Here is a 13,707-nt window from a genome sequence, read left to right on the forward strand (position 1 = left end):
AGAAACGCTATTTCCTGAGCTTGGAGAGTGTCTAGGAAACCAGGGGCGATTCACCACTGAGTGTAAGGGTTTATTCATGTCGGACCGGTTGGGCTCTTCTTCTGAAAGACCAACAATATTTGGGTCAATCTGAATAGGGGTGGGGAAGCATTCATAAAAAGCTAACAATGCTTTCTCAACTACAGCATCAAAGGTCTTCAGTTCCATTGTTCACAGTACCGCAGTTCAGTGGGAGTTCGGATGGTAGCATGTGGCTAGCAATAGGTTTAGTCATCATGGCTAATCCCAAGAAAGACAAAGCTGCTGGGCGCGCTTGTACCCTTTCAGCCAGGAGGCCAGCATGGCGGGGTGCTTGTACGGGCAGACGTACACGGGAAGCCCTTTCTCGGCGGCCTCCACCCCTGCTGCCTCCACCGTAGGGTGGGGGTTGTTGAAATGGCGCCTATCCGCTTTTCGCCCCTGGGCAATTCCGCTCTGCATCGAATGGTCCTCACCAACGCCCCTGTTCCTGCCGGGCAAGTCACGCCTCAAACGATCCTGTGTCCGGTAATCCTACGATGATGCGCTTTTTACCGCCGTGGCAGCTCAGTTCGGTACAAGTTAGCAGTTGTAAGGCGGAGATGCCGTCAGGAAATGGTAATTTGCCAATGCAATGATTTCATCGTTGCCCCTGACCTGGGCAAGCGCTGCTTGCAGCGCCCCTTCGGAAACGACTTCCCGACCTGGACTCGGGAGCTTCACGAGGCGGGCCGCCCTGGGCAGCGGAAGTCGCCTTGCATCAGACGCTGCGTCCAGAGTGGGCGGTTGCGACGATCTGTCCTTGCTCCCAGTAACTTCACGAACGGCGCCTGAATAAACGCCTGCCAAGCTGTGGTCAGATGAAATGGAGAGGATTCACCAGAGGGCGGGGAAGCTCGAAGCAACATCCTTGTCACCAGGAGCTTCACGATGTGGCGCGCGAAATTAAGGGGGGGTCACAGGGGAATGTCGTCGTCAAAACTGTCGTAGTGGCGCATGTCTTCGGGGGTCGGCTGAGGAACGCTTTGAGCCTGGGCGCCGCTGGTCTGACTGCGTTGCTGCCCCTGTGGTTGATTGGCCGGGCGCTGACCTCCGCCATTCCCAGACAGCGATACGTGTTCGATCCGGTGCGGAAGAATCGCGACCCGGCTGGCTTCGACCTTGAGCGCTGACACTTCCTGGCCACTCTGCTTATCCGTCCACGTGTCCATGATCGCACGGCCAATCACCAGAACCCGCATGCCCTTCTGGAAGAGAGCGGCGAAACGCTCGGCATCCTGATGCCACCATTCGACGTTTGCCCAGAAACCGCCACGGTCCTTGTAGCCACCCTGGCCGTCAGGGATCGAGTTGTCGAACATTACGTTGAGTCGCAGCATGTGCCGCGGATCTTTGTTGCCGTTGGCGAACGACCGGTGCTCAGCAGCGTTGCCGATGTTGCCTTCCCAAACTACTGGTGTACCCATGGTGTATCTCCGTTCAGTGTTGAGGTGGGTTCATGACCTGCTGCAGTCGAGCTTGATATTCGGCTTCGGCCTGCCCCATCTTTTCTGCGCACTCGGCGGCCTGTTTGCCGATGAAGTGGATAAGGCTGATCTGCATGTTCAGGGTGATTCGGTGTTGCTCCAGGGCGAACAGGTCCTGCAGCAGGCTGACGGGTGTTTTGGGGGCGTGGACCAGTTGCGCCCAGACACCAAACCCCATGCGCCGACCTTGCACGCTTTGCCAGCGAAGAAAGGTTGTGCCAGCCGCTGTGTTTTGCTCGATGAGCCTGACGGGCAGCAGGGCGAATGGATGTTGACGGACCTGGGCCAGCACTTCCTGGGTAATGGCGCGCAACCCTGCCTCCAGCGATGCGCAATGCTCCGCCAACTGGATCAGCTCCCCCTTACCTTTAAAGGGCTTTAAAAGGCCTTTTAGTGAGGCACTCTGTTGCAGCGCCTGATAGGCACCCTGTTGCAGCGGTTTGAAGGCACCCTGTTGCAGGGCCTCCATGGGTTGGGGGTCCAAACGCATCAGGATCAGGCCTCGCCTTCGAGATCGTCATCCAGATCCTCGACCGGGTCTGCGGAACCACGGCGGATGGGCGGGGCAAAGTTCGACCTGCGGGTGCCTTCCAGGATGTCCTGGGGGATGTCGCCGTAGCGCTTGTACATCTCGCGCGCGTTTTCAGCCCGTGCATTGTTGGCGGCGAAGTCGTCACGCGATGCACCGGAGAATCGATGGAGCTGGGCCAGTCCAAAAAGACTGCGCAGCAGGTGAGCACCCTCGTCTATCCAGATCTCGCCATCGCGGCGGCCGATCATGGCGACGTGCTGAGCCAGCAGGATGCGGCGGACGACTTCGTCGTATTGAGTCAGTAGATGGACGCCCTTGAAGCCCAGCGGGTTGGAAATGAAGAGTGGCAGCTTCAGCGGTTGAATGGAGAGGTTCTCACCGATTTCGAGCGCCTTGGGCAACTGGGCCATCACTTCATCCAGGCGGCTGTCGATGGCCTTCAGGGCATCGTCCACTTCCTGAATCTTCTCTTCGATCCTGATCATCCACCAGTCCGAGTATGGGTCGTCCTGGGCCGCTCCACGGTCGATCTGGTTGATCTTGAGGCAGAAGCCCGCCAGCCCGAGGATGCTGTGTTTGTCATCGGTCTTCTGGCGGCCCAGCCAGATTCGGGCAGCATGGTGGGTGTGGAGAGTCAGCTGGACCTGGCTCCTGAGGGAGCCGATGTTGAGCTGATAGTTGTCAGCCATGGACATGGTTTCCTTATATAAGGTGGGTGAACGATGTCCATGCTGCTTTTAGGCTGTTGGGCGCGCAGTAATAAATGAAGAACCCGGGGTGCTGGATTTGTCATAGTCGGCGCACACCATCCTGGTGTTGCGGGCCGCAACACTCCCAGGTGGTGCCGGTGACAACACTCGATCGGGCTCACGGCGGTGCCGGTGCCGGTGAATGATGCGGGCCGCATCACTGTCAGGTGGTTCCAGTGGAACCACTCGACCTGGCTCGCGCCGGTGCCGGTGCCAGTGAATGATGCGGGCCGCATCACTATCAGGGGATTCTGGTGGAACCACTCGACCCGGCCTCGGCGCCGGTGTCGAATCAGGTGAGTGATGCGGGCCGCATCACTATCAGGCGATTCCAGTGGAATCACTCGACCTGGCTCACGGCGGTGCCGGTGCCGGTGAATGATGCGGGCCGCATCACTGTCAGGTGGTTCCAGTGGAACCACTCGACCTGGCTCGCGCCGGTGTCGGTGCCAGTGAATGATGCGGGCCTCACTATCAGGGGATTCCGGTGGAACCACTCGACCTGGCTCGCGCCGGTGTCGATGCCGGTGAATGATGCGGGCCGCATCACTCGACTAATGGTCCATGGGTTATTAATCAATGAGTTAGAATCACAAATGCGCTCCAGCCTGCGGCGGAGATGAACGGACCAAATGGAATTCTTGCGTCGGTAGATCGCTTTCCCAGGAGTATGAGAAGCATTGCGGCTAGACCTGCACCTAGCAGAGAGCAAACTACAGTCCAGCCAAGTACCTGTAGGCCACCCCACGCACCCATCAATGCCAACAGCTTAATGTCGCCTCTACCGATGCTTTCTCGGCCAGTGATTAGTCCGGTTAGTTGACTCACAGACCAGAAGAAGCCAAAGCCAACGACACACCCCCAAAGAGCGTCCTGCAGTACCGTGAACAGTCCGAAGGAGTTGAGGACTAAGCCGGCCCAGAGTCCTGGTATTACCAGCGAATCCGGCAGTAGGTGGTGCTCACTGTCGATCAAGCTCAAAGCCAGAAGCATCCAGGTAAACAGCAGGGCACAGAAGGCCTGCATAGTTGGCCCAAAATGCATTGTCACCACGAGTGACAACGCAGCGCAGCTAATCTGCGCGGTCCAGATTACTCGCGAAGGGGTTCTGGCCGGTTGAAGGTCGGAATGTTTCTCTGAATCCAGCCCCAGCAGTTCCCGTGCATCCCGCTGCCATTGGCGCTTGAGGAGTGCAGGTAGGCAGCAAGCGCCCCAGGTACAAACGCGGCCCGCCAGCATACCAATCACAACAGAGGCAAATCCCAGGGTGATCGTAGAACCCATCCAATCACTCATCGGTGGGCTCCACGCGGCGTCGAGGGTCAAGCAGGGCCTGCAGCGAGGTCAGCGCGGAATTTGCTGTCTGCATCGCAGTCGCTGTCGGTGCCGGCTTGGGAACGGCGGGCTGAGTGGGCCGTGCTACCACGCTGGCCGCTGGCGATGACGTCGGAGTTGCAGCAGGCGCTGTAGGGCTCCACTCTGCGTTGAAGTCACCCCGTATGGCCTTGCCTGCAAGGCTCGTCAGGTACGCGAGGGGCTTGGCGACACTCCCGCTAGTACAGCGATGCTTCCACTGGTTGATCACCGCCTCTCGGAGATTCTCCGGTACCGGCCCCATGATCTCACGTGCCTTCACACGGTCCTCTGGCTTGAGGAGATCTAGGGCAAGTAACCAGTTCACACCTGCACTCTCGCGCGGTTGTACAGAGCTTTTAGATACAGACTTGTCTGTATTTGTATACGTACTAGCTGAGTTCGGAATCCGAACTGAGGGTGAACTCAGTGGTTTCAGGCTGAGTTCGGAATCCGAACTGAGGGGGAGGGCCCCCTGTTTCGCTGAGTTCGTACTGAGTTCGGATTCCGAACTCAGTCCATCCACGGCTAAGTCTTGCTGAGTTCGGATTCCGAACTCAGGCGCAGGCAGTGCATTTTGTTTGGTTTCAACTGCCCAGGTCTGGGCGTTCAGTCGATCGCTAATCGTGTCAATGCGCGAGGGAAGTCGTCGCCCAACGTCTGGATCGCTGGTGAATTCTCTCCAGGTAATTGCCGCGATGTCCTTGATCGCTTTGTTCTGGTGCTCCGTGGACTGCATGAGCAACGTCATGTAGTCCTTGTCGAACTCAAGTGCCTCGGCCGGCGTTACCGGCTCATCGTGGAGGAGGTAGACGTTGCCCTGCACTTGACCGTTGATTTCATTGCGTACGGTCCGGCCCAGGCTCAACCAGCGCGTCAGGCGAAGCACGGTCAAGGCTTTGGCCACGGTTTCTCTGGATGCATGCTTGCCCGGGTTCATGCCCAGGTATGGCCGCAGCTGATCGTAGGTGGGGAAGGCTGTGATGCCATCTTCATTCACAAGCAGCCGGAAGACTTGCCAGCAGTTGCGTTCCAATGGAGTAAGCCGATTGTCGAGCAGGAGCTTACGCGGGACCGTTTCATGCGGATTGCCGCTGAAAATGATCCCGGAATAAGGTGTGGCAGGCCTGGCAGTAGGGGCGGTGTCCTCAGCTCTCTTTTTCTGAACATGGGCCTCGAGTTGCCCCGAGGCCGAATCCAGGAGCGTGGAAATCGGGAACCGTGCGAGCTTCATCGTCTGTGATCGCCTTCTCCAGAGTGGGAAGAGGCGATACAGCTGTCATCGGTACGGCGTGTCCCGCTCTCTTCCCGCAGCGTGAGCTGCCGACGCTCGGCGGTCTGGGGCTTGTCCTTGCTGCCGGGATACAAACCCTGCTCAATCCACAGGGTTATCCGTGACCAGATTTGCGCAAGCGTCAAACCGTCGGTACTCAGTTCTTCTGCCACCAGCATGGCCACGTCAAGCATGGCCAAGCTGTCCTCGAGCTCTACTCGGTTCTCATCCATCAACTTGGTCCAGCGATGCCAAATATGGTGATCCTGATCTTCAGAGAGCTCTGGCCATCGACCGCGTGGGGCACGCACCCCAATGACGGTACGCTGCAAGGCTATCTCTTGAGGTGTGAGCCCGAAGAACTTGCCGAGCAAGCTGGTCGTGGCCCCCAGCCGGATCGCGCGCTCGATAAGCCGAGTTTCCTCTTCTGTACGCGCGGCGCCGGTCAGCAGCTTGAGGATCATTGAGCTGTTGATTGACACGTTGACCCATGAAACAGGGGTATTGCGGAGCAAACTGAGGACTGTTGGGTGCTGGATCTGGCCCAGCACCTCTGGTTCAACTCCCATCTCTACACAGCGCTGAAGTTGACCGTTACGCATGAGGTCAAGCAGCTGTGAGAGAACCGCTTCGTTAAGTGTTGACTTGGACATTGAGACTCCCTCCCATTCATCTCATCTAGGGTTCAGCTGTCCTGGTCTTGAGAGGACCGCTTGAACGCTTCGATTTCCAAGTCGATCAGGCGTCGAGCCAGCCGAATGATGCGGAATAACTTGACCAGCGCACCGTCACTCAAACGACCTTCGTCACCTGGTGCCTGCTCAGCACCCAGAGGTTGGCCCAGCAGCAGTTGGCCCAGGCCGGCAGCAAACTCAAATTCGCCCAATGCACTGGCAGGGTTTGGTTGCTCGTTCAGCATCTTGAGTGCGATAGCCATCGCACCGCTCAATGACTGAAGCAGTGTCAGCGTATGTTGAGCTGTTGCAGTGACTTCAACTTCGGTCTCCGGCTGTTTGTACTTGAACCCGATCCCTCCATCGATTACCTGGATATCGCCAGGGCCGTTGACAGATTCGAGGATCTCCACGGCCAGTTGGGCTACCTGGTTGCGCAACTCGCCAGGTTGGTCAATCTGACGCTCGATGTACCAGAGGTCGGTAATGGGGTGCAGTCCGCCGGCTTGCACGGGGATGGCGACCAGGCAGTTCGAGTTGAAATCGGGCAGCGTTTCCCCGCTGAGGGCGGCAACCTTCGCTTTTGTCTCGATCACCCGCTGGCTGAGGTTCGTTGGGGACGCGATATGCCCTGCAATCCGTTCCTGCTCTTGCTCTGGTGTGAGCGAAGCTCCCGGCATTGGAGCAGCTGGCTGGTGGGGAGGCTGAGAAGGCTTCGGCGAACTCCCAGTAGCTTCAGGTAGCTGTTGCGATGCCGGTACCGGTACCGGTGAAGCTGTACCAGTACCCAAAAGACTGGCGGGATGATTACTGGACTTGCCGGTACTCGGCACTTCTACCACTGGCGTTGAGCGACGGAGCTTATCCTGCTGCTGGGTAATCTCCAGCAGAATGTCCTCGTAGCCGAGCTGCAGCGATTTTTTCATCGTGCCGATGAGCTCGTCCTGGAAGCGCTGGAACAGGAATTCTTCCGCTTCTCCCTCGAACTGGGCAAGGACGTCCTGGAACAGCATTTCGAAGTCAACGCCTTCATTGCTGTAATGCTTGTCCCAGCAAGCCAATGCAGATTTTCTCAGCGCGATTATTTTCGTGATCCGGTCGATACCGAGACCGGAGTAGAGCAAACCAGGCACTGCAGGCAGCAAAAATTGCAGGGTATCCAGCATCCTGCTGATATGGGACTGAGAAATAGGGTACCCATCTTTAGATAGGCGTCGAGCGAGCTCGCGCTGGGAAATGGTCTCGCCGCTTTCCTCCTCATAAAGCGCCTTCGCTCGACCCACCGCGACAGCTCTCTCGATGAATTTGAGCTCACCTTTGAGATCCTCGGCCAGGTGACCGGTGAGCATCACGATCTCGCCTCGGATCTGATCCCATGGGCGGAACAGAACATTAATCCTCTGAAACCTTTCGTCGCCAGTTTCCTGGAACAGCTCCTTCAGAATTGTGATTCGCGTGTTCCCACCGTTGCGGATCCGGTATTTTTCCTCTCCAGGTCTGCGTGTTACAGGCGGAGGGGTGTCGAGGCCACGGTGGCGGATCGACTCCTTGAGTTCATCGTATCGTGGGTTGCGAGTGGTACGAGGGTTATCCTCCCAAGGGAGGACCTGCTCGACAGTCAGCACCAATGGGGTGTCCGCGATAGGGTCACTCATGGCCGCGGTGGTGCCTGTAGGGGTGAAGCCTGGAGCGAGAAGCTTGGCTTTGAGGTCTGTAGCGGCCATCTCAAGCTCCTACCGCAGCAACGTGCGGGTGAGCCAGAGGAGAGTGGCGAACCAGGTGCAGCACTTCCTGAATGTCGTCTTGAGTTGGAACAGCATTTTGCAACAGGCGATCGATGATCCGGTATGCGCGGGTCAGCTCGGATCTCAACTCCTCTGCGTTGGCGCCGTCGCCCTGGGCTTTCTGCGCCGGCTCAAATTGACCGTTGAGTAGCGATTGCTCGAGGCGATCGATGATTTCGCTGTTCATGGAACGATGGTTCTTGCGGGCGACTTCTGCCACTTGTTCACGCATGCCATTCGGCAGGCGAACCACGAACTTGTCAGCGGTACGGGAATTGGTTGCGTTCATGGTGGTTCTCCTTACTGGCGGCGTTTGAGTTGGTCGGTGAGCTGAGTGGGCAGGTTCTTGATCGTCAGCGAGCCGGTGTCGGCGTCGTAGGTGACGTTGGAACCGAGCAGGTGCGCCTCAAAGCTGATCGACAGACCTTCGGCGCGGCCGGTGAAACGGCGGAACTGGTTGAGTGTGCGCTTATCGGCCGGGATCTCAGGGGATAGGCCGTAGTCGCTATTGCGGATGTGGTCGTAAAACGCCTGAGGGCGGTCTTCATCGAGAGTCTGGGACAGCTCTTGAAGAGAGAGGGGCTGCCCCAGCTTCGTTTGGGTGGTGGCATAGTCGAGCAGCGCGTGGGTTTTCTCCCGGGCGCTTTCTTCTGGGAGATCCTCTTTCTCGACGTAGTCGGTGAATGCCTTGAGAAGCGTGCGGGTTTCACCTGGCCCGTCGACGCCTTCTTGGCACCCGATGAAGTCGCGGAAGTAGTCCGAACTCTTCCTGCCGTTTTTGCCTTTAACGAAGGAAATGTACTGCTTCGAGTTAGGGTTGTTGCGCCACTCGCTCAGGTTGATCCGGGCCGCGCAGGAGAAGTTGCTGGTGTCCAGGTAGCGAGAGGCTACAACATTAAGATCACCGTCCAGGCTGACGGTTTCGACCTGCTGGAGGACAGCGATCATCAAGTACTCAGTCAAGCCTTGTTGGTAATGGCTGAAGAACACGTGGCCACCGGTGGACAGGTTGACCTCTTCAAGCAGTTTCTGCAGGTGTTCGACAGACACACGGCTGAAGCTGGTGAAGTCTTGCTGCTCCTCCAGGTACTGTTTCAGCCAACCGCTGAATGGGTACGCACCCGACTCCCCATGGAAGAAGCCCCACGCTTTGCCTTGCTTGGCGTTGTAGCTGTCGTTCAGGTCGCCCTGGAGACTCACGATAGCATCGGACGGTGGGAGCTCAGTGTCACGGGCATGAAGGACGGCGGGGCTGCCGTCGGGCTGCTTGTCGAGCTGGTGAATAATTACGTGTCGGATCGGCATTATTGAATCCCCCGCGAGGAGCTGTTTTGGACTTCCGCACGTCGAAGCAACGCCCGGGTGTTGCGCTCGGAATGGTGGTCGCTAGGTGTGCAGGAAGTGAAAATCGGTGCGAAGCCGGACTTGCTGAACTTCAGGTGGCCGCTATTGGACCTGGAGAGAGTCCAGCCCTCGGAGAGGGCAAACTCAGCAAGCCGGCGGACACTGTCGTGGGCGCCGCGAAGAAGGTTACGCATTGGATCCGGCCTCCTTCGGGCAAAGTGCATCACCCGCTTGGATGGCCACGATTTCCGGGGTGCAGCCCGGATATTGGGTGGCCAGGTCGGTGAGGAACTCACGTGCAGTCTCGCGCGATCCAGGAATCCGGAAGACCACGGTGCAGTGATGAGCCTCGTCCACGGAGCTGGTCAGATGGGGGGTTACTGCAACCTTCAGACCGCAGCTCAGGAGGTGCCTTGGTACCCATACTGACCAGAAGTAATTGGTCAGCAGGGCTGGTTGGCCAAGGAGGGTCGCTGCCAGCGTTCCAGCATCATGGCTTTCCAGCTCGACGTACTGCAGCTGTGCAAGCTCTTGCAGAGCCTCATTCAGCTCAACAGGCACCGTGGTTTCACCGAACTGGGTGAGCCGTGAGACAACCTGGCTGAGAGCATCCAGCCAAACCGCGTTTACGCCAGACTGGTGCGCGAATGCCAAGGCCGATTGGTCGGTGTTTGCGATTGCAGGGATCGAAGGGTAGATCTGCTCAGCCTGCATTGGGCACCTCCGAGAGAGGAACGGGGTCATAGCTGCCGCAGACCGGGCATACCAGAACCTCTGCCTCACCTTCAGGGGTATGCTCAGCAGGATGCACCTGCCGTACCTGATGAAGCGCGAAGTGCCGGCCACAGTTAAGGCAGCCATGCGTAATCAGATGGGATTCTGTGAGCGTCATGCGGCAGCTCCTTGCCAATGGTCAGCAGTGAGGTTTGCGAAGCGAGTTTGGTTGGCGATAAAGGCTGCGCGTACATAGCCCGTAGGCCCTTGGCGTTGTTTGCCGATAATCAGCTCGGCAATCCCCTTGAACTCGGTGTTTTCGTTGTACACCTCGTCTCGGTACACGAAGAGGATGATGTCGGCGTCTTGCTCGATCGCTCCGCTGTCGCGCAGATCGGCGTTGACTGGTCGTTTGTTCTGACGTTGCTCCAGAGCCCGGTTGAGCTGAGAAAGAGCTACGAAGGGGCAGTTGAATTCCTTCGCGATTCCCTTGAGGGAACGAGATATCTCGCTGATCTCATTGGCCCGGTTCTCTTGCCCAGGGCAGCGCATGAGTTGCAGGTAATCCGCCATGATCAAGCAGGGCCTCCCAAAGCGCCGGCTAGCGCGTCGAACCTTGGCGCGCATCGCAGCAGGAGTGAGGTTTGCACTGTCATCGATGACCAGACGGTTGCCGTATGCGCTCATGCGATGCACGGCGGCGGAGAGTTTGGGCCAGTCCTCGTCCTGCAACTGACCGGACAGGAGCCTGCTCAGGTCGATGTGGCCCAAAATTGCCAGCATTCGGTAGATGAGGGCCTCGGTAGGCATCTCCATGCTGAAAACCAGCACGATCTCGTCAGGCTTACTGTTCAGCGCGGCATCTACGATGCTCAAGCAGAACGAGGTCTTGCCCATGGATGGGCGCGCGCCGACGATGATCAGGTCTGCTGGCTGCAGGCCGCGCGTCATTTCATCGAGATCGGTGATGCCTGTTGGCACCCCCGTTACGGTCACATGACCGTTGAAATTCGCGTCGATCTTGTCGACGACAGAGAGCAGTGCCTCGTTCATGTTGGCGAATTCACGTACAACGCGACCTTCGCCCAGCGCGAACAGCTTCTGCTCGAGCGTGTCCTGAACCTCCGCCGCGTCAGCAGCAAGTTCAGCTGCATCCCGTGTCCCCTGGAAACACAGGGACATGATGCGACGAAGGTGTGCGCGATTACGCACGATCTCCGCATACGATTGGATATTCGCTACAGACGGGGTGTTCTTGGCCAGCTCTGCCAGGTAGGAAAGTCCTCCAACCTCCTCGGGGACGGCCATCTGCTCGAAAATCGTGACCACGTCGAAAGGGCTGTTTTTCTCTGACAGTTCTTGGATAGCGGTGAAAATCAGCCTGTGTTCGCCCCGAAAGAAGTCATCTGCCTGCAGTAGGTCACCGACGAGATCCCAGGCTTCGTTGTCCAGCATCAGCCCGCCCAGGACGCCCTGTTCCGCCTCCATGGAGTGAGGAGGTGAATAGCTCAGGTCGGTCATCTGGCACCCCCGTGGGAAATGCCAGGCTGTTCGGTGCGGCCAACTCCGTGGTGGAGCTGAGCATGCCGGCCTTGCCGAATACCTGCGTACAGAGAGCTACGATCGTGGCCTTTGGCTTCGCTTGGCGTGATGTCGCTTTGCTTCAAGTCAGGGTGATGCACGGTCAAGTAGGCCGTGATCTCAGCCTTGATCTCCGGAGCCAGGTCACCCGCGAACTCTCGAACTTTGTAGGCCACTGCTCCAATCCAACCCTCCGCAAACAGTTGGCCGCGGCGTCGTTTGGTCTTCAGCTGGCACCGTTTCTGCTGCGAGACATGCTCGCGACGTGCTTTCTGTAACTGCAGGACGAGGCTGCTGTAGGCATAGGCAGCCAGATCCGGACCGATACCCTTGCCCAGGAACTTGAAGCAGTAACCCTTCAATGGGTGGTAGTAAGAGAGGTGGCTGCAGTCGAATGCGGCTGCACATGTTCCGGCGAGGGCATGCAACCAATCCGCTGGGGATCGACGTGTGCCCGTGGGGATACTTGCTTCAAGAACTTGGCTGGCCCGCAGTTCGTCTGCGTCGATGTTGTACTGGGCCATGAGCGAGCGGGCCTGGCGCAATGCGATTGCTGCCTCGTTCGTGTTTGCCCCTGGGCTGTTGGCCAAGGCCATCAGCTTGGTGACTTTGTCGAGGATCTTCTGCTTGTCCATCAGGAGCCCTCCCCAAGTTGGCGAGGTTGTCCACGCATAGCTGATGCGATCAGCACCAGGAGATTCAGCGTCCCGACCGTGCCGAGCGCATAGGCCGAGTAGACCGAACCCTGCAGAGCGATTTCGGCGAGCGGGGCTTTGAAGATCGAACCCAAGCCATAGGCGGTCGCCAGTGCCACAGAGCAGTTCATGAGGTACAGGCAAAGCGTGCCAGCGAACTGGGAAATAGAGGCAGGATTCATCATGCAGCCTCCGCGCGATGAGCCTTCGAAGCCGCTAAGGCCGCTTTGTAACTGGCCTTGGCGTCTTTCTTGGTCTTGCACCACTCGCCCGTAGCACGGCTTGAGCTCATGCGACAGCCGGACTCTATAGAGATCAGGCTGCCCACTTCGCTGTAGCCGAATGACTTACAACGATGCTCAATCGTGGGTTTTTCGATCCCGAGCCATTCGTGAAACTCAAGCCCGCTGTCTGCATCCAGAAACTCGTCATACCGAGTGAGTTTTGGTAGCGGAGGGAGGCTGGTCTCTGCGAAGTGCTGGCCCTGACTCGTAGCGCGATAAACAACTTCATCCTGGGGACAAAAAGCTGGAGGCTTTCCGCACGACATGAGCCCTGCTGCGACGAGCACGTCGAGCTGTCGTGCATCGCTGCAACCTGGGCTTGTGAGAAAGTAATTGCGGCTAACTGTGCGCCGGTGTCTGTTTTCGGCGGACAGACCCAAGGTGTGCCAGAGAAGGTCGAGCTGCTGTTGGCTGACGTTGTTCATGCTTGGCCCTCCTGCTTCGCCCCATCGGGGGAGAGAGCCTCTTTCCACAGGCGCAGGGTCTCGCGTTCGTCTGCTGTCAAGGCAGCCAGGCCAACAGCTTCGGCCACTTTCTCCTGCAGGAGTCGCAGACGTTCCTCAACCGACGAACCATCGTCATAAGCAAGGTGGCTGGTCAGGTCGCTGATCATGAAGTAACGGAGTGTTTGGATATTCCCGACCCGGTGTTGCTCAGGTGAGGCCCCGTAGAGTCGATCAGGCGTCTTCAGATCGCTCCTGACGTAGAGGTTGAATTCAGATGGGTTGTAGGAGGTATGGAACTGTCGTGCACGATTCAGGATGAGTGCAGCCTTGATCGTCTCGAGCCGTTCTTCATGGGTTTCGGTGGGCAAGGGGAATGTACGCGCAACGAGCTGCTTCGCCAGTGCATCACGGGCATCTTGCCGGCGTTTCGTGTCCTTCTCGGTCCGAACAAGTTTTTCCTTGGCATGAGTAACGTTGTTGCCGATGGATTCAACCAGGCGCGATGCGTCGAGCAGAAGCTGCCGTTGAGCATCGGTCAGGTGCTCTCCGAGTTTTCCGAGTAGCCCAGACTCTTTATTCCAGTGATACCCGAACTTGCGCAGATCACCTGCGATGGAGGTGAGCCGGGTTTGGACGCTGCGAAGGTCCTTGGCGGAGTGCGTTCTCCCGAGTTGCAGAACCAGTTCGGTAGTGATGTCGCTGGCATCGGTGATGACGATGGGTCTCTTGGCCAT

18 protein-coding genes are annotated in these 13,707 nt (G+C 58.0%); 1 reads left to right on the plus strand and 17 read right to left on the minus strand.

What is annotated here, in order from left to right; all coding sequences use genetic code 11:
• From MJ643_RS19710 to MJ643_RS19730, 5 genes are all read right to left on the minus strand, one after another.
• Positions 1–207 (minus strand): hypothetical protein (locus tag MJ643_RS19710; protein WP_247726987.1); only part of this gene is annotated, 207 nt, incomplete at its 3' end.
• A gap of 72 nt (positions 208–279) precedes the next feature.
• Entirely contained in the window at positions 280–480 is a 201-nt protein-coding gene (locus tag MJ643_RS19715) for a CrpP family ICE-associated protein (RefSeq protein ID WP_247726988.1), read from the minus strand.
• Between the two features lie 494 nt (positions 481–974).
• Positions 975–1,484: a single-stranded DNA-binding protein gene (locus tag MJ643_RS19720; protein WP_247726989.1), complete on the minus strand. Its 510-nt coding sequence runs from the start codon at positions 1,482–1,484 to the stop codon at positions 975–977.
• A gap of 13 nt (positions 1,485–1,497) precedes the next feature.
• Entirely contained in the window at positions 1,498–2,013 is a 516-nt protein-coding gene (locus MJ643_RS19725; RefSeq protein ID WP_247726990.1) for a DUF3158 family protein, read from the minus strand.
• 26 nt (positions 2,014–2,039) lie between these two features.
• The gene (locus tag MJ643_RS19730; RefSeq protein ID WP_023628776.1) at positions 2,040–2,765 is read right to left on the minus strand and encodes a PFL_4669 family integrating conjugative element protein; all 726 of its coding nucleotides are present in this window, start codon (positions 2,763–2,765) and stop codon (positions 2,040–2,042) included.
• A 314-nt stretch (positions 2,766–3,079) separates the two neighbouring features.
• Between MJ643_RS19730 and MJ643_RS19735 the strand changes: the two genes are divergently transcribed.
• The gene (locus tag MJ643_RS19735; RefSeq protein WP_143524245.1) at positions 3,080–3,448 is read left to right on the plus strand and encodes a hypothetical protein; all 369 of its coding nucleotides are present in this window, start codon (positions 3,080–3,082) and stop codon (positions 3,446–3,448) included.
• Between the two features lie 665 nt (positions 3,449–4,113).
• Here the strand turns inward: MJ643_RS19735 and MJ643_RS19740 are convergent.
• From MJ643_RS19740 to MJ643_RS19795, 12 genes are all read right to left on the minus strand, one after another.
• Complete coding sequence (locus tag MJ643_RS19740; RefSeq protein WP_247726991.1) at positions 4,114–5,412, minus strand: STY4528 family pathogenicity island replication protein; 1,299 nt, start codon at positions 5,410–5,412, stop codon at positions 4,114–4,116.
• Complete coding sequence (locus MJ643_RS19745; RefSeq protein ID WP_247726992.1) at positions 5,409–6,104, minus strand: DUF2857 domain-containing protein; 696 nt, start codon at positions 6,102–6,104, stop codon at positions 5,409–5,411. Before MJ643_RS19745 ends, MJ643_RS19740 begins: the two co-directional genes overlap by 4 nt.
• Positions 6,105–6,136: 32 nt before the next feature.
• Positions 6,137–7,849 carry a ParB family protein gene (locus MJ643_RS19750; RefSeq protein WP_247726993.1) on the minus strand — a complete coding sequence of 571 codons (1,713 nt, stop codon included), beginning with the start codon at positions 7,847–7,849 and terminating at the stop codon, positions 6,137–6,139.
• Between the two features lies 1 nt (position 7,850).
• On the minus strand, positions 7,851–8,198 hold the full coding sequence (locus MJ643_RS19755) for an Arc family DNA-binding protein (protein WP_023628770.1): 348 nt from the start codon (positions 8,196–8,198) through the stop codon (positions 7,851–7,853).
• An 11-nt stretch (positions 8,199–8,209) separates the two neighbouring features.
• Complete coding sequence (yejK, locus tag MJ643_RS19760) at positions 8,210–9,214, minus strand: nucleoid-associated protein YejK (RefSeq protein ID WP_023628769.1); 1,005 nt, start codon at positions 9,212–9,214, stop codon at positions 8,210–8,212.
• Positions 9,214–9,447 carry a hypothetical protein gene (locus MJ643_RS19765; RefSeq protein WP_070086903.1) on the minus strand — a complete coding sequence of 78 codons (234 nt, stop codon included), beginning with the start codon at positions 9,445–9,447 and terminating at the stop codon, positions 9,214–9,216. The genes yejK and MJ643_RS19765 overlap by 1 nt, the downstream gene beginning before the upstream one ends.
• A complete protein-coding gene (locus MJ643_RS19770; RefSeq protein WP_028692975.1) occupies positions 9,440–9,967 on the minus strand; it encodes a hypothetical protein in 528 nt (175 codons plus the stop codon). The genes MJ643_RS19765 and MJ643_RS19770 overlap by 8 nt, the downstream gene beginning before the upstream one ends.
• 174 nt (positions 9,968–10,141) lie before the next feature.
• Entirely contained in the window at positions 10,142–11,488 is a 1,347-nt protein-coding gene (gene dnaB, locus MJ643_RS19775) for a replicative DNA helicase (RefSeq protein ID WP_028692976.1), read from the minus strand.
• On the minus strand, positions 11,485–12,183 hold the full coding sequence (locus MJ643_RS19780; RefSeq protein WP_023628766.1) for a DUF2786 domain-containing protein: 699 nt from the start codon (positions 12,181–12,183) through the stop codon (positions 11,485–11,487). The genes dnaB and MJ643_RS19780 overlap by 4 nt, the downstream gene beginning before the upstream one ends.
• On the minus strand, positions 12,183–12,428 hold the full coding sequence (locus MJ643_RS19785) for a hypothetical protein (protein ID WP_023628765.1): 246 nt from the start codon (positions 12,426–12,428) through the stop codon (positions 12,183–12,185). Before MJ643_RS19785 ends, MJ643_RS19780 begins: the two co-directional genes overlap by 1 nt.
• Positions 12,425–12,952 (minus strand): hypothetical protein, encoded by a 528-nt coding sequence (locus MJ643_RS19790; protein ID WP_023628764.1) that lies wholly within the window; start codon positions 12,950–12,952, stop codon positions 12,425–12,427. The genes MJ643_RS19785 and MJ643_RS19790 overlap by 4 nt, the downstream gene beginning before the upstream one ends.
• Positions 12,949–13,707: a hypothetical protein gene (locus tag MJ643_RS19795; RefSeq protein ID WP_023628763.1), complete on the minus strand. Its 759-nt coding sequence runs from the start codon at positions 13,705–13,707 to the stop codon at positions 12,949–12,951. Before MJ643_RS19795 ends, MJ643_RS19790 begins: the two co-directional genes overlap by 4 nt.

The organism is Pseudomonas sp. PNPG3 (assembly GCF_023093815.1).
Lineage (GTDB): Bacteria > Pseudomonadota > Gammaproteobacteria > Pseudomonadales > Pseudomonadaceae > Aquipseudomonas > Aquipseudomonas asiatica.

Excerpts from the sequence above, each read along its gene's own strand:
- MJ643_RS19785 (WP_023628765.1), bottom strand. The coding sequence starts at position 12,428 with ATGATGAATCCTGCCTCTATTTCCCAGTTCGCTGGCACGCTTTGCCTG.
- MJ643_RS19730 (WP_023628776.1), bottom strand. The coding sequence starts at position 2,765 with ATGGCTGACAACTATCAGCTCAACATCGGCTCCCTCAGGAGCCAGGTC.
- MJ643_RS19780 (WP_023628766.1), bottom strand. The coding sequence starts at position 12,183 with ATGGACAAGCAGAAGATCCTCGACAAAGTCACCAAGCTGATGGCCTTG.
- MJ643_RS19740 (WP_247726991.1), bottom strand. The coding sequence starts at position 5,412 with ATGAAGCTCGCACGGTTCCCGATTTCCACGCTCCTGGATTCGGCCTCG.
- dnaB (WP_028692976.1), bottom strand. The coding sequence starts at position 11,488 with ATGACCGACCTGAGCTATTCACCTCCTCACTCCATGGAGGCGGAACAG.
- MJ643_RS19790 (WP_023628764.1), bottom strand. The coding sequence starts at position 12,952 with ATGAACAACGTCAGCCAACAGCAGCTCGACCTTCTCTGGCACACCTTG.
- MJ643_RS19745 (WP_247726992.1), bottom strand. The coding sequence starts at position 6,104 with ATGTCCAAGTCAACACTTAACGAAGCGGTTCTCTCACAGCTGCTTGAC.
- yejK (WP_023628769.1), bottom strand. The coding sequence starts at position 9,214 with ATGCCGATCCGACACGTAATTATTCACCAGCTCGACAAGCAGCCCGAC.
- MJ643_RS19720 (WP_247726989.1), bottom strand. The coding sequence starts at position 1,484 with ATGGGTACACCAGTAGTTTGGGAAGGCAACATCGGCAACGCTGCTGAG.
- MJ643_RS19765 (WP_070086903.1), bottom strand. The coding sequence starts at position 9,447 with ATGCGTAACCTTCTTCGCGGCGCCCACGACAGTGTCCGCCGGCTTGCT.
- MJ643_RS19750 (WP_247726993.1), bottom strand. The coding sequence starts at position 7,849 with ATGGCCGCTACAGACCTCAAAGCCAAGCTTCTCGCTCCAGGCTTCACC.
- MJ643_RS19795 (WP_023628763.1), bottom strand. The coding sequence starts at position 13,707 with ATGGCCAAGAGACCCATCGTCATCACCGATGCCAGCGACATCACTACC.
- MJ643_RS19770 (WP_028692975.1), bottom strand. The coding sequence starts at position 9,967 with ATGCAGGCTGAGCAGATCTACCCTTCGATCCCTGCAATCGCAAACACC.
- MJ643_RS19755 (WP_023628770.1), bottom strand. The coding sequence starts at position 8,198 with ATGAACGCAACCAATTCCCGTACCGCTGACAAGTTCGTGGTTCGCCTG.
- MJ643_RS19725 (WP_247726990.1), bottom strand. The coding sequence starts at position 2,013 with ATGGAGGCCCTGCAACAGGGTGCCTTCAAACCGCTGCAACAGGGTGCC.
- MJ643_RS19715 (WP_247726988.1), bottom strand. The coding sequence starts at position 480 with ATGCAGAGCGGAATTGCCCAGGGGCGAAAAGCGGATAGGCGCCATTTC.